15 protein-coding genes are annotated in these 13,544 nt (G+C 33.7%); 3 read left to right on the forward strand and 12 right to left on the reverse strand.

From position 1 onward, the window contains the following. Window positions 1-126 precede the first annotated feature (126 nt). From ACS3UD_RS08700 to ACS3UD_RS08715, 4 genes are all read right to left on the reverse strand, one after another. The gene (locus tag ACS3UD_RS08700; RefSeq protein WP_308139992.1) at window positions 127-1,989 is read right to left on the reverse strand and encodes an HD domain-containing phosphohydrolase; all 1,863 of its coding nucleotides are present in this window, start codon (window positions 1,987-1,989) and stop codon (window positions 127-129) included. Between the two features lie 120 nt (window positions 1,990-2,109). Next, complete coding sequence (locus ACS3UD_RS08705) at window positions 2,110-2,592, reverse strand: flavodoxin family protein (protein WP_308139991.1); 483 nt, start codon at window positions 2,590-2,592, stop codon at window positions 2,110-2,112. A gap of 141 nt (window positions 2,593-2,733) precedes the next feature. Beyond that, complete coding sequence (locus tag ACS3UD_RS08710; protein WP_308139990.1) at window positions 2,734-3,219, reverse strand: universal stress protein; 486 nt, start codon at window positions 3,217-3,219, stop codon at window positions 2,734-2,736. Window positions 3,220-3,294: 75 nt separating this feature from the next. Next, complete coding sequence (locus ACS3UD_RS08715; RefSeq protein ID WP_308139989.1) at window positions 3,295-3,624, reverse strand: tRNA-binding protein; 330 nt, start codon at window positions 3,622-3,624, stop codon at window positions 3,295-3,297. A gap of 218 nt (window positions 3,625-3,842) precedes the next feature. On the opposite strand from ACS3UD_RS08715, the gene ACS3UD_RS08720 reads away from it, so the two are divergent. Beyond that, window positions 3,843-4,349, forward strand: coding sequence for a hypothetical protein (locus ACS3UD_RS08720; RefSeq protein WP_308139988.1), 507 nt, complete (start codon window positions 3,843-3,845; stop codon window positions 4,347-4,349). A 93-nt stretch (window positions 4,350-4,442) separates the two neighbouring features. Here ACS3UD_RS08720 and ACS3UD_RS08725 read toward each other — a convergent pair whose 3' ends face one another. After that, window positions 4,443-4,988 (reverse strand): prolyl-tRNA synthetase associated domain-containing protein, encoded by a 546-nt coding sequence (locus tag ACS3UD_RS08725; RefSeq protein ID WP_308139987.1) that lies wholly within the window; start codon window positions 4,986-4,988, stop codon window positions 4,443-4,445. A gap of 397 nt (window positions 4,989-5,385) precedes the next feature. Here ACS3UD_RS08725 and pruA point away from each other — a divergent pair, with 397 nt between their 5' ends. Then, window positions 5,386-6,975 (forward strand): L-glutamate gamma-semialdehyde dehydrogenase, encoded by a 1,590-nt coding sequence (pruA, locus tag ACS3UD_RS08730; RefSeq protein WP_308139986.1) that lies wholly within the window; start codon window positions 5,386-5,388, stop codon window positions 6,973-6,975. Window positions 6,976-7,043: 68 nt separating this feature from the next. Here the strand turns inward: pruA and ACS3UD_RS08735 are convergent, their stop codons facing one another. From ACS3UD_RS08735 to ACS3UD_RS08765, 7 genes are all read right to left on the reverse strand, one after another. Then, a complete protein-coding gene (locus tag ACS3UD_RS08735) occupies window positions 7,044-7,166 on the reverse strand; it encodes an IS3 family transposase (RefSeq protein ID WP_374049903.1) in 123 nt (40 codons plus the stop codon). Then, window positions 7,139-7,384 (reverse strand): hypothetical protein, encoded by a 246-nt coding sequence (locus tag ACS3UD_RS08740; RefSeq protein ID WP_308139985.1) that lies wholly within the window; start codon window positions 7,382-7,384, stop codon window positions 7,139-7,141. Before ACS3UD_RS08740 ends, ACS3UD_RS08735 begins: the two co-directional genes overlap by 28 nt. After that, the gene (locus tag ACS3UD_RS08745; protein ID WP_308139984.1) at window positions 7,345-7,641 is read right to left on the reverse strand and encodes a transposase; all 297 of its coding nucleotides are present in this window, start codon (window positions 7,639-7,641) and stop codon (window positions 7,345-7,347) included. The genes ACS3UD_RS08740 and ACS3UD_RS08745 overlap by 40 nt, the downstream gene beginning before the upstream one ends. A gap of 96 nt (window positions 7,642-7,737) precedes the next feature. Continuing rightward, a complete protein-coding gene (locus tag ACS3UD_RS08750; RefSeq protein ID WP_308139983.1) occupies window positions 7,738-8,388 on the reverse strand; it encodes an SdpI family protein in 651 nt (216 codons plus the stop codon). Continuing rightward, window positions 8,381-8,656, reverse strand: a complete 276-nt coding sequence (locus tag ACS3UD_RS08755; RefSeq protein ID WP_213924265.1) for an autorepressor SdpR family transcription factor — start codon at window positions 8,654-8,656, stop codon at window positions 8,381-8,383. The genes ACS3UD_RS08750 and ACS3UD_RS08755 overlap by 8 nt, the downstream gene beginning before the upstream one ends. 129 nt (window positions 8,657-8,785) lie before the next feature. Then, a complete protein-coding gene (locus ACS3UD_RS08760; protein ID WP_308139982.1) occupies window positions 8,786-10,369 on the reverse strand; it encodes a sensor histidine kinase in 1,584 nt (527 codons plus the stop codon). A gap of 109 nt (window positions 10,370-10,478) precedes the next feature. Beyond that, the gene (locus ACS3UD_RS08765) at window positions 10,479-11,540 is read right to left on the reverse strand and encodes a 4Fe-4S dicluster domain-containing protein (protein ID WP_308139981.1); all 1,062 of its coding nucleotides are present in this window, start codon (window positions 11,538-11,540) and stop codon (window positions 10,479-10,481) included. Window positions 11,541-11,787: 247 nt separating this feature from the next. Here ACS3UD_RS08765 and ACS3UD_RS08770 point away from each other — a divergent pair, with 247 nt between their 5' ends. Next, window positions 11,788-13,422, forward strand: a complete 1,635-nt coding sequence (locus ACS3UD_RS08770; protein WP_308139980.1) for an amidohydrolase — start codon at window positions 11,788-11,790, stop codon at window positions 13,420-13,422. Window positions 13,423-13,544 lie beyond the last annotated feature (122 nt).

A 13,544-nucleotide genomic window follows, 5' to 3' on the forward strand; every position in this document is an offset into this window, starting at 1 on the left:
CTTACGGAGTAAAACATATGTAAATATTGCAAACAAAAAAGAGCAAAATGCTCTTTTGTATAAAAAATTTACCATTTGTAAAACGAATGCCACTTATCACCGCATGCTAAACAAACCCAACATTCATCAGCATTTGGATGTCTGTGCTTCTTTAATCATACTAATAAATATTTCTGTAATATCAGCATCAAATTGCGTGCCCGAGCACCTTTTTAATTCCTTCAGTGCTTCCTCTGAACTCATACCCCTTCTGTAGGGCCTGTCACTTGTCATAGCATCATATGCATCTGCAATCGCTATAATTCTCGACTGTATAGATATTTCCTCTCCCTTAAAGCCTCCAGGATAGCCATTCCCATCCCATCTTTCATGATGCTTCAAAACGTATTCGGCAATTTCGGAAAAGTCATTTGACGAACTTAAGATTCTGTATCCGATTTCAGGATGCCTTTTTATCTCCCTCTGTTCATCATCGCTTAGCCTTAGAGTTTTATTAAGAATTTTTTCGTCTATGCCCATTTTGCCTATATCATGCATTAACCCTGCTATTTTTATCTGATTTATCTTATCCCTGTCAAATTTCATTTTTTCGGCCAAAGCTTCACATATTTCACTCACTCTTTTGGAATGCTGCATTTCTCTGCTGCTTTTTTCATACAATGTGCTCATTATTAGGTCAATTGTTTTGTTTCTTATGCTTGAGCTTTCGTACAGCTTATGTCTGTACATGTAATCCTCGGCATTTTTAAACACATCCTGAATATTTTCGTTTGCACTGTTTTTTGTCTCGTATCCAAATGAAATAGAGATATCTATAGCGCCGACCTTTTCTTTTGAAGCAATAGAATTAATTCGTTTAATTATTCTTTCAGCCTGCATTGAACATGCATTGGTTAATATAACCACAAACTCATCCCCTCCAAGCCTTGCTACAATATCTGTCTTTCTGCACCCCTTTTTTATAATATCAGAAGCTTTTTTGAGCAATTCATCCCCAAGGTTATGTCCAAAGGAATCATTTACAAGCTTCAGTCCGTTCACATCAGCCATAATCAGTGTAATAGGTAAATTTTTTGGCAAATCCATTTCGATAAGTTTGCTTTCAAAAAACCTTCTGTTGTATAAGCCTGTCAACTGGTCACAGTAGCTTAAATAAAGTATCTGCTCCTGCTCTTCTCTTTTTGATGTTATATCTGTATGTGTTCCGCTTATAATGTAAGGCTTTCCATCCTCAGTCCACGATATAACTTTTCCCTTATCTTGTATCCATACGATTCTTCCGTTTTTATGTATCATTCGATATTCTTCATCGTAATAATCTATTTCTTTATTGTACATTTTTTCATCTATCATAAATTGCTTTTTTAAATCGTCCGGGTGCACCAGTCTCTGCCATGTAGACTTGCTTATAGGAGACAATTCCTCCAAAGTATACCCCAAAATTTCAGCCCATCTATCATTGTAGAAATACTCGCCTGTAAGCATATTCTTTTCCCATGTCCCAACATTAGTAGCCTCAATAATGTTTTTCATTCTTCTCCTGCTTTGTTCAAGTTCTTCTAACTGCTTTTTTTCATTTGTTATTCCTGTGAAATACATTGCCAGATAACTTTCCCTGGGAGAATACATACTTACTCTGTACCATTTATTCACAATGCCGAAATAAAATTCAAACTCCTGCTTTCCTTCATACAGGGTCTTTTTCGCATAAAAATTTACTCTGTCAAGTTCACTTTTGTTCATGTGTTTAAAAACTTCAGAGAGCATTTCTCCAATGATATCTTTTCTGTTAAACCCTGTTCTTTTTTCAAAAATTGCATTGACTTCTATAAATTCATAGTCTGTTGGAATGCCTGTCTCATCAAAAAGTATTTTTAAAAATGCATAACCAATAGGCAGCTCTTCAAACAAATGTTTATAAAAGCCGTCTTCCTTCAAGCACATACTATGAGCAGAATACGTTTGCTCGTTAACCTCTTTGTCCATCATGATTTCCTCACTCGCTGGAACAGTTATAGTAGTGATATTATATTATATTAGAACAAATATTTCAATATATTAATGATATTATAAACCTCTGCAGCTCATTCTTCTATTAACCGCACTATCCTATTTTAACCGCAGTTTATTTATCCATTCTGTTGCAGCCTCCATTGCTTGTTGTGATGAAATCAGACTCTTCATGTTAGTTTGAACAAAAAACATGTCAGCCACATTACCTCCTTTATCAGCTACCCTCTTAGAAATAGATTCATATACTTTAACAGGTGTTTTAGAGTCAGCCTGCGTGATAAAAATAAATACGTTTTTGTTTGTAAAATCAAAATTATTTAAAAATGTATTCATCGGAGTCGCACTTTTTCCGGCCCAAACCGGACAGCCAATAAATATATTGTCATATTTCTTAGGATCGATATTTAAATGCTTTATCCTTGCTTTACACCCAATCAGTGACGTAAATGCCGCACGCACAGATCCTATATCGTTCAAAAATTCTATTTTCTCTAGTTCACATTCGATAATTTTTGATATCTCTTCTGCAACAATTTTTGTGTTTCCGCTTCTGGAGTAATACACTACTAAATTTTTCATAAAATCCTCCTTGTAAGTATTCCTTAGTAAATCAACTATATTTAAATTATATCAAATACATATTTGTTCAACAACAAACTTTCAAACAAAAAACTATCATTAAAGTATAATTATAATGATAGTTTTTATAGACATAAACCATTATGGCTCAAAGCTGCTTCTGATTACAAGTACCGGACATGGAGACTCAGAAATAACTTTTTGCGTTACAGATCCAACAAAGAAACGTTTAATTTTGGAAAAACCTCTGTTTCCCATTACAATAAGGTCGTAATATCCTTTTTGTGCAGTTTCAATAATTTTTTCAAAGGGATCTCCGGTCAGCACTTCTGTTTCAACCTTGGTTCCTCTGAAATCTAGTTTAGTTACTATCTGCTTCAAAAGCGTTTCAGAATTTTCGATATATTTGCTCTCCAGCTTATCTTCCAATTCAGCACTGTTTACTATTGCAGAGCCGTCAACTGCGCTCCACAAGTTCTCATTTTTGGCTGTTCCCCTATGCTCAGATGCTTTAACCACAGATAATAGTTTTATTTCTGAATTATATTGTCTTCCTAATTCAATAGCTTTTTTGACTGCGCTTATGGATGCATTTGAACCGTCAACCGGAACAAGTATCTTTTTCATAACATCCCCTCCTATTACTACTTATATCCGTTTTAAAAGCAGCTAAACAAGAAAATTAATCATAATAATGAATAATTACCCCAGTTTGTCACCTTTTTCAACAATTCTGTCAGGCTGTATCAAGACGACGCCATCCTTTGAATATGTTCCGAGAACAAGGACTTCAGACATAAAATCTGCAATCTGCCTCGGCGGGAAATTGACAACTGCAAGCACCTGTTTCCCTACAAGGTCATTAACTTCATATAAATCAGTTATTTGTGCGCTTGATTTTTTTACTCCTATTTCATTTCCAAAGTCAATAACCATTTTATATGCCGGTCTCCTTGCTTTTTCAAAAAACTCCGCCTTAATTATTTCACCTGCTCTTATATCTATTTTTGCAAAGTCGTCAAATGTAACCATAACTACCTCCATATATTTGATTTCTAGTATTTTAATTGCTAGATAATTTTGTACGGTGCCGACTACTTTTCATGTATATTTTACCATATTAAGGCAACTTTTAAAACTTATATTTTATATACGTTAAAAACTAAATCAAAGGAAGGTATCTTATTAGTTGTGCGTACATATAATAAACATAGTATTGTGATGTCTAATACGATAGAAGGAGGATAGTTTTGAATAGGAATCCAAAGCCTTACAGATGCAGAAACATAATTGCCAAAAAAAACAATGTACCTCCTGGCTCTGATAGTAAAGAAAATGCGAGCAGCCAAAAAGGAGAAACCGGTTATTTAGAAATAAGCGTTTATAATAACGTAGAAACTAATCCTGTTGAAAATGCAATGATACATGTTTACTTGCTGACTATAACCGGCCAATACCATGAAAAAGGCGAAGGCCAGTTAATGGCAACCGTAGGAACAGGAATTAACGGGCATTCTCCGATAATAGAACTGCCGACTTTAAATAAATTACAGCATCCTAATGATCCAAATTATATTAAAATGTACATGTTTTCGGTTCAAGCCGAAGGATACTTTGGAGCGTTTGTTTTTGATATCCAAATTTATCCAAATATAACTACTTCTTATCAAATTAACCTTCGCCATATAGAAAGAGAAGAAAGTCCCCTCTCACATTATGAGTTTTTTTACGAACCAACCGATAGCATACCTTTTTAAAATAGTAAAAATATAAGCTGATACACATGTTATCAGCTTTACATATATTTTGCACTTTGATGTACTTCATATGTTTTTACTTGTAGGCAGCAGCTATAATTCCACAAAGGATGCTTCATGCTTTACATATGGAAGAAATTTATCCAGCAAATCTGAGGTCTTTATCTTAAGCGTTGACGTATTAATGCAAGGATGACATCCAAAATATTCATCTTTCAACACATCCTTGTCAATTATAAGATTCACCTTATTTTCTTTGTCATACATAAGGCCAAAAATACTTAATGAGCCAGGAGTAATATTTAAATATTCCTCCATGTATTCCCCGCTTGCAAATGAAAGTCTGGGGCTATTTATCTGGCTTGAAAGTTTTTTAGTTAAAAATTTCTTATCTCCCGGCATTATCAACAGGTGAAATTTTGTTTTGGACGAATTGCAGAGAAATAAATTTTTGCTAACTTTTACATCAAGAAGTTCTTCTGCCGATTGAATACCCTCCATTGTCATTGCAGCTTCATGATCTGTTCCGGAAAATTCAATACCTAGTTTATCCAGCATTTCATATGTATCCAGTTCCTTTTGAAGTCTATTATCATCCGGCTTTGAATTAAATAAATTGTTACTTCTGATTTTTTCCATAGTTTTCCCCTTCTTAATAAGATTATAAAACATTTGTCGTTTATATTTTACTACAACCACAGCACCTTATGCAATAACCTTCGGTATATTATTTGACTTTCAGATATTTAATTGTCAAATTATCCGCCACACCAGCACAAAGCTATAATTTGCTATATTTTAAATAAATAAACAAATGCAATAAATATTTAAATTATTGCATTTTACATTATTGCCTCATTATTAATTCTTAAACATTCAAATTCAAAGTTTTTTACGTTTCGAAACGTTTTTAAATTTTGAAAAAAATTAATATTTTCGTTTTTTTATTGATGTTTTATGTTTATTAATGTACAATTATTATATATATTTAATATAAAAATATTTTTGTTTAAAAAATACCAATAAAGGAGTCTCTATGAACAGCATTCTAAAAGAAATAAAATTTAAAAATGAACCCATATTAAAATATCTTGCTGGCAGCAATGAACGTGCGGAGCTAGAAGCTGAGATAACTAAAATGAAAAATTCATCTTTAGATATACCTATAATTATCGGCGGTAAAGAAATCAGAACGTCTGATAAAGGGCAATGCAGACTTCCTCATGACCACAACAAAATAATCGGCGAATACTGCAAAGCCGGAAAAGAAGAGACCAAGCTGGCAATTAAAGAAGCTTTAGACGCTAAAAGCAAGTGGGAAAGCATCCCTTGGGAAAGCAGAGTTTCAATATTCCTTAAAGCGGCAGAATTAGCATCAGGCCCGTGGAGAGCAAAACTAAATGCAGCAACTATGCTTACTCAAAGTAAGACATATAAGCAAGCTGAAATAGACTCTGCCTGCGAATTAATTGACTTTTTAAATTTTAATGCGCATGCTTTACAGCAAATATACAGCGATCAGCCAATATCATCGAAAGGAGTTTGGAACAGAACAGAATACCGACCTTTGGAAGGCTTTGTATTCGCGGTGTCTCCATTTAACTTTACCTCGATTGCCGCAAATCTTCCGAGTGCTCCTGCTATGGCAGGGAATACAGTATTATGGAAGCCTGCATCAAACTCTGTGTACTCAGCTTATACCGTTTATAAATTGCTGCAGGAAGCAGGATTGCCAGAAGGCGTGATTAACTTCATTCCAGGAAATGCAGGGGTAATCAGCAGCACAGTATTGTCTAGCGAATATTTAAGCGGTATTCACTTCACAGGCTCAACACAAGTATTCTGCGATTTATGGGCAAGTGTCGGCAACAATCTTGCAAATTACAGGACATTCCCAAGACTTGTCGGTGAAACAGGTGGAAAGAACTTTGTTATAGCGCATCCGTCTACCAACAGAAAGAGCCTGATTAAAGGTCTTATTGACGGAGCATTTGAATATCAAGGACAAAAATGCTCTGCTGCTTCACGTGCCTACATTTCAAAGAGCGTGTGGGATGATATAAAGGACGATCTAATAAAAAAAGCTAATGATATAAAAGTCGGTAATATTGAAGAAATAGATACTTTTATGGGTGCGGTTATAGATAAAAAAGCTTTCAATACTATAGTTGAGTACATCGAATATGCAAGAGAATCTGCGGAAGCTGAAATTCTGGCCGGCGGTAAGTACGATGACAGCCAAGGATATTTTATTAAACCTACAATAATTCTTACTAATAACCCAAAATTTAAAACAATGGAAGAAGAAATATTTGGTCCTGTGCTGACAATTTATTTATATGAAGATGAAAAATATAGTGAAACCTTAAGGTTATGTGACAGCACTTCAAAATACGGGCTTACAGGTTCAATATTTTCTACCGACAGATATGCCATAGAAGAAGCGCAAAAGGTACTCACTCATTCAGCAGGCAACTTTTATATCAATGTAAGGCCTACCGGAGCAGTTGTGGGACAACAGCCATTTGGAGGTTCAAGGCTCTCAGGTACCAATGACAAAGCAGGCTCAAAGTTAAACATGATGCGCTGGATTAGCCCAAGAGTCATAAAAGAAAACTTATTATAACAATAATTTTAAAAGCAGACAACTTGAACTGACCTTCGTCAAGTAGACAGGTAATTTAATTAAAAATTTTATGCACATTTGGATGCATGGTTTCGATATTCTAAAGGAGCCATGCATCTTAGTCTTTTTTGAAATCTTTTTTCATTGTAACGATTAACTTTCTTTATTCTAATTCTAGCTGTAATACCCAAAACATTCGAGAGCGAAGTTGTCGTTCGATTTCCTCTTTTTTTTTAAGAACTTCAAGCTCAAATTCTCTTCTTTTTCTTAATGCTTTCTCTTTTTCTAGCTCTAATTTTAGTTTGTCTATTTCTGTTAAATTACTTTCATAAACTTCAGATTTTGCCTTTGGTCCACGCTTTTGATATCTTAGTGCTTCAAGTCCCTGTCTATATACGCCCTTGTCCATTTGTATACTAGTGCATAAGTACCTGAAGTATATTCTTCTACTACTGACAGCTTAAATTCCTTACTATATGGTTGGTTTCTACTTGATGAATCAAGAGCATTAGGCCCGTGTTCTTTATATCTTAGATACCATTGACGCACAACTTCTCTTGTAGTTCCAATTTCATCTGCAATTCCTTGAAGACTGGTATGACCTTTCTCATAATCTTTGCAAGCTTTAATTTTTACTTCTTTGCTATACTTCACTTTTCTTCCCATAAAAAATACCTCCAAGTAGATGATCTAATTTTAATTAATTGGACTGTCTACTTTGGAAGTATCATATCACTACTGTCTGTTTCAAATTTCCGTATTTTACTTAAATTTATTTTTGTATGCAATATATGAATATATAATTGGAATCAGTGTTATGATAATTACTATTCCCAGAAAAACCTTCATTTTCAAGTAAGACGGAAGTATTGCCGACACCATCATCGCTATCCCGCCCGCAAACCATATTTTACCTCCAAGCCTATGTGTTTTAAACCACACCTCTTCATCTGAAAGAGTCCAGCTTGTTCGTATACCTGCGTAGAAATTTTGCTTGAACTTAGGCATGTAGTTTCCGATTATAGCAAATAATAATCCTACAGCAAAAGGCATCAGTATACTTATGTTCATGATTTTAATATTTAAACTGAAAGCTATTGTATACAGCTGAATTATCATCATTAACAATGATACCAATAAGAAAATCATGTAATACTGCTTATTAAATTTATTATAAGCTTCTCTTTTTGGATCAACATTTTTGAATAATTCGGCAAATATATTCATTATAAGAATTACAAACGGGGCAAGAAAAATATATATTCTTCCCGCATATCGATCAACATTACCAGCTATATCAAAATGAACAGGTATCTGTTCTGGAAGATAACTATACGAGATCAAGGCTATCAAAAATGTTACCAAAAATAAAATCCACTGCTTATAATTTTCTTTCTTAAATATTTTATTCATGCTTCTTTTCCTCCTTTAATGAAGCAAGCCATGTCATTACTTCTTCAACCACCGATAAGTTTAGTTCATAATAAATATATTTCCCATGTTTTTCGTCTATAATCAAACCTGCATTTTTTAATATCGACAAGTGGTGCGAGATAGAAGCTCCTGTCATTTCAAAATGCTCAACTATTTCACCTGCTGTCATCTTGTTATTTTTTAATAATTCTATTATGCGGCGCCTGGTCGGGTCTGATAATGCCTTAAAACTTTCTTGAAATCCCATTTATAGCAAATCCTTTCATTTAGACATTTAGATAATTATCTAAATATATTTTATTATTAATTTTTAGATTTGTCAATATAATTTAAAAACTTACTAGTATTTGGATTTCCATATTATAGCTGTAAAATCCTAAATATCGTAAATATCAGAAAATTCGATCTTTATCATTTCAATTTTGTTATTTTCATTTTTTATAAGCTTCATATCTTTGCTGTCATCAATTTTTTTGTCAGGAAGTTCTACTATAAATGTACTTCCCACATCAACTTTGCTTATGGCATATATAGTTCCTCCATGTAATTCCACAAGCAGCTTTGTAAGTGACAGTCCTATACCGCTTCCTTCAGCATTTCTGTTTAAAGATTTATCTACCTGGTAATATCTTTGAAAAATATGCTTTAAATGTTCCGGCTCAATCCCTGTTCCCTGATCCTTAACCGATATTACTACCTTATTATCTTTACATTCTATGTTTACAAATATTTCACTGTTTATGTCAGAAAATTTTAGTGCATTTGATATAAGATTAAGCATAATTCTTTCAATCTGCATGGAATCGCACGCAATAATTTTTTCATTAATATCTGAGCTGAACACTATTCTTAATTGGCGTAATTTAACATATTCGGTTACAGAGCGAACAATATTTTCAACTATTGCAATTATGTTTTCATTTCTTATATTTAAACTAAAATTATTAGAATTTTTTTTAGCTATATCTACGATGCTGTTAATTAATTTTGTAAGCCTGTAGCAATTTTGTTTTATTATGTTATTGTATTCTATTAATTTACTGTTATTTTTAATATTGCTGCTCTTAATATACATATCCATCATCTGATTTGCTGAAAATATAACACTTAACGGAGTTTTAAGCTCGTGAGATACATTTGCATAAATCTCATCTTGAATCTTAAGAGCCTTTTTCATTTTTATCTGTGATTTAGTGTCTTTTGTTACATCAAGACCAATGGAAATAACCTCATTAATTGTTTTATTAATCCCATACAGCGGCTGGTATAGAAATTTATAATATACTTCCTGCCCCGAAATAACAAACTTATAGATATCCTGATAGCTTTCTTTTTCATCAAATGATTTTTCTATTAATTTAACTAAATCTTTTGAAGAAGTAAAGTTGTATATACTTAGTTTATCTAACGACAGATAATCTGACATATTGCCGTTTATTTGATACAGCAAGTTTAATGCTTTATTGTTAAGCTCTACAACTTCGTAGCCGGGGTATGCGAACCTTACAAAGCACAAATCAAGGTTTTCCACTATTTTGTTTAATGTTTCATCTTCCGATTTTTTTGATAACATTTCTTCAAATATTATTTTTTTTGATGTATCCCTATAAATTACCACTCCTGCTGTTACTTTACCATCAATTCCATATATCGGAATGCCGCTTACCTCTTTTCTCAAATAACCATCTTTGCTTTTTATCCCGTAGGTTTCATTAATTACTCGTTCTCCTTTTAATACCCTGTTGAATATTTTATTTTCATTTGATATTATCTTTCCATTTTTATCATAAATCTCAATCTCTTCAATAAGTGTGTAAACGTTATCATAATTATCGATTTTATTTGTCCTTATCTTTTCATTGAATTTAATTAAGGCTCCATTTTTTTCAAAAATAATTAACTCATCCGAAATATTATTCAAAACAGCATTATATAATTGTTTCTTTTCTTCTAAATCCACGCTAATCCCCCAATTTTTTCTAATAATATATATTTTACATTATACTTCAATTTTTACAATTAGCAAATAAAAATAAATATCAACATCCCCGCTTTAATTTTTTAATTACTTATTTCAGCCAATCAGCCTCTTCTCTGATTATTGGTCTTATTCCGTATTTTTTATCAAAATTCTCTAAAATAGTTTTTCTTGCCTTATTTGAAGTTTTAATATTAGAAACTAATTCATCAGATATCCCATACGTAAACGGACAATTTGCAATGCATATTGCACAATCTGTGCCTAAACTTCTCCATCTTCTGTAGCACTCTTCGGAATTTATTTTCCACCTTAGTATCCCGTCCTTTTCCTCCATATCTGTTTTTGAAATTGCCTTCCCCGGGCACGTTCTTGCACATCTTCCGCAATCTCTGCATAGTTCTCTAACTCCAAAACTCTTTCTTTCGTCAGGTATAAGCGGCATGTCTGTGGACACAACACCAAGTCTGATGCATGGCCCGTACTCTTTGGTTATAATGAGCCCATTTCTTCCGAACTCTCCCAAACCTGCATCCATTGCAACCAACGGTGCAATTATCAGGTAATTTCCATCCATGTGATTTCTAGCATCATATCCAAGCTCTCTTATATAGTAAGACAAAATCATTCCGATAGTTGCAGCTTCCACATAGCCCTTTACAACTCCAATAGCTTCAGATAGCTTTGGGGCTCTCATAATCATTTCCAAGTCCATTGGCACTGCAAATACAATTCCAAACCTATGCTTTTTTTCAATTTTATCCCCGTAGTTTTCTTCATGCCTTCCTCTATGAGAATAATAATGGTAATCCTTTAATTCCGTTATACCAACCAATTTTGCATTGTAAAGCTCGGCCAATCCCTTGATCTTTTTTGTTATTAAAGCCGGATTTACTTCTGATTTGTTTTCAGACACTTTTCCTTCACTAAATTTTCTTATATCACTTAAGTATTTAAAAGCAGCATCAACCATAGGCGAATTTATACTGTTGTACATTGCGGAGCCTTCGGTTCCCATATCAGGAAGGCTTCTCAATAAATCATCCTTTTCTTTCATAGAAGGATTCTTATTATAATAGTATTTATAGCATTCACTACCCTCTTTAAGATTCATCCTTGAAAACATAGTATCTCTTTCATCATATTTATTCATAATTCCTCTCCTCTGTTTCAACTTCTTAGTTATATGCTTCTCTCATTGCTGCGCAATAAACTTCAAAATTATAATTATAATTATATCAAAACCTAAGCAAATAAATAAGCTTATTTAGAAAATTTAATATAATAATTTATTTAAAATTATAATCGAAAATTTGTTAAATAAGAATAATAAACTTTTTTGCCGAAATATGGTATTATAATTATTGATAAATTAAACGGATCATAAACGGAGGTAAAACATGGTATCAATGTTTAAAAACGGAAACATCCACACAGTTGAAAGTTTAAATTCCAAAGCAGATTCATTTGTAGTTGACGGTAATAGATTCGAATATGTCGGAACCGAGAAAGGTGCCAGGGAATATTTAAACAAAAGAAACTGCAGCTATTCGGAATTTGATTTGTGCGGTCACTTAGTTCTTCCAGGATTCAATGATTCCCACATGCACTTTGTGCATTTTGCCAAAAGTTTGAGCAGTGTCAGCTTGGTTGGCACAAAAAGCCTGCAGGATGTCAGAAGCCGACTGAAAAAAAGGCTTGAGGAAAGAACGCCCGAAGATAATTTCTGGCTGGTAGGCGAAGGTTGGAATCATGATTATTTCACAGAAAAAAGATTTCCTACAAAATTTGATCTGGATGATATAACAGGTGAAGTTCCTACGCTGATACTCCGTACATGTTTTCACATAGGTGTTCTTAACTCTGCTGCAATGAAAATAATAAACCTTGATAAGTCCACTGCTCCTCAATACGGCAGCCTTGTTGAATTAATGCCTGACGGTGAACCAAACGGAGTAATAAAGGAAAATTTACTTGAACAAGTTAAGGCCAATACTTCTGTACTAGACTTAATTTCCTTAAAAAAAATAATATGCGAGGCTCAGGATAAAGCCTTGGCTCAGGGACTTACATCTGTTCAAACAGACGATTTCGGGTATGTACAAGGCAATAATTATGATCTGCTGTTTAGAGCATATAACGAGCTGGAGCAGGAAACTAAACTAAATATAAGAATAGGAGAGCAGTGCCTGCTGCAAACTACAGATGAGATTCAAAACTTTTTTGATAAGGGATACAGATTTGGATACGGCAGCGAAAAATACCGTGTAAACTGCATAAAACTTTTAAGTGATGGTTCATTGGGAGCTAGGACTGCAGCAATGAGAACCCCCTACAACGATGATCCTTCGACAAATGGTATAGAATTGTTCAGCCAGGACGAATTAAACAGCGCAGTTCTTCTTGCCCATGAAAATGATTGTCCCGTAGCAATACACGGAATAGGAGACAGAGCTATCGAAATGTCTCTTAATGCAATAGAGTATGCTAAAATAAAAGCCCCTGAACATAATCCAAGGCACGGCATCGTACATTGTCAGATAACAGATAATGCACTCCTGGACAGATTTAAAAAACTTGACGTAACTGCCTTTGTACAACCAATATTTATTGATTATGACATGGATATAGTTCGAAACAGAGTAGGAAATAAAATTGCCGAAACATCCTATGCATGGAAAACAATGATTGATAAAGGTATCCATACCCCGTTCGGAACCGATTGCCCTGTTGAAGCTCTCAACACGATGCCGAATATATACTCTGCTGTTACAAGAAAAAACATTACAGAAAACGAGAAAAAAACTTATCTTCCAAATGAAAAAATGAGTATGTACGAAGCAATAAAATCTTATACGCTTGAAGGAGCCTATGCATCTGGAGAAGAAAAAATAAAGGGATCAATATCGAAGGGCAAGCTTGCAGATTTTATCATTTTGGATAAAGATCTGTTCAATTTAAACGACGATGAAGAAATACTTGAAACACATATTATCAAAACATATGTAGACGGAAAAATGGTATACAGTGCATAGAATTCCAGTAGGACAAAAACGACATTAATTTTAGTAAATTACTGTGCTAAAATTACTTGATTAATACGAGAGCATGGGCAACCTTGCCATTTTACAGCTTGGTTGCCCTCTTTTACGAGTAT

Origin of the sequence: Sedimentibacter sp. LTW-03, assembly GCF_052059825.1 — a bacterium.
In the GTDB taxonomy this organism is placed as follows: Bacteria; Bacillota; Clostridia; order Tissierellales; family Sedimentibacteraceae; genus Sedimentibacter.

What these genes read in the sequence shown, in the direction of transcription:
- ACS3UD_RS08700 (WP_308139992.1), bottom strand. Translation starts at nt 1,989, where the DNA reads ATGATGGACAAAGAGGTTAACGAGCAAACGTATTCTGCTCATAGTATG.
- ACS3UD_RS08705 (WP_308139991.1), bottom strand. Translation starts at nt 2,592, where the DNA reads ATGAAAAATTTAGTAGTGTATTACTCCAGAAGCGGAAACACAAAAATT.
- ACS3UD_RS08710 (WP_308139990.1), bottom strand. Translation starts at nt 3,219, where the DNA reads ATGAAAAAGATACTTGTTCCGGTTGACGGTTCAAATGCATCCATAAGC.
- ACS3UD_RS08715 (WP_308139989.1), bottom strand. Translation starts at nt 3,624, where the DNA reads ATGGTTACATTTGACGACTTTGCAAAAATAGATATAAGAGCAGGTGAA.
- ACS3UD_RS08725 (WP_308139987.1), bottom strand. Translation starts at nt 4,988, where the DNA reads ATGGAAAAAATCAGAAGTAACAATTTATTTAATTCAAAGCCGGATGAT.
- pruA (WP_308139986.1), top strand. Translation starts at nt 5,386, where the DNA reads ATGAACAGCATTCTAAAAGAAATAAAATTTAAAAATGAACCCATATTA.
- ACS3UD_RS08740 (WP_308139985.1), bottom strand. Translation starts at nt 7,384, where the DNA reads ATGGACAAGGGCGTATATAGACAGGGACTTGAAGCACTAAGATATCAA.
- ACS3UD_RS08745 (WP_308139984.1), bottom strand. Translation starts at nt 7,641, where the DNA reads ATGGGAAGAAAAGTGAAGTATAGCAAAGAAGTAAAAATTAAAGCTTGC.
- ACS3UD_RS08750 (WP_308139983.1), bottom strand. Translation starts at nt 8,388, where the DNA reads ATGAATAAAATATTTAAGAAAGAAAATTATAAGCAGTGGATTTTATTT.
- ACS3UD_RS08755 (WP_213924265.1), bottom strand. Translation starts at nt 8,656, where the DNA reads ATGGGATTTCAAGAAAGTTTTAAGGCATTATCAGACCCGACCAGGCGC.
- ACS3UD_RS08765 (WP_308139981.1), bottom strand. Translation starts at nt 11,540, where the DNA reads ATGAATAAATATGATGAAAGAGATACTATGTTTTCAAGGATGAATCTT.
- ACS3UD_RS08770 (WP_308139980.1), top strand. Translation starts at nt 11,788, where the DNA reads ATGGTATCAATGTTTAAAAACGGAAACATCCACACAGTTGAAAGTTTA.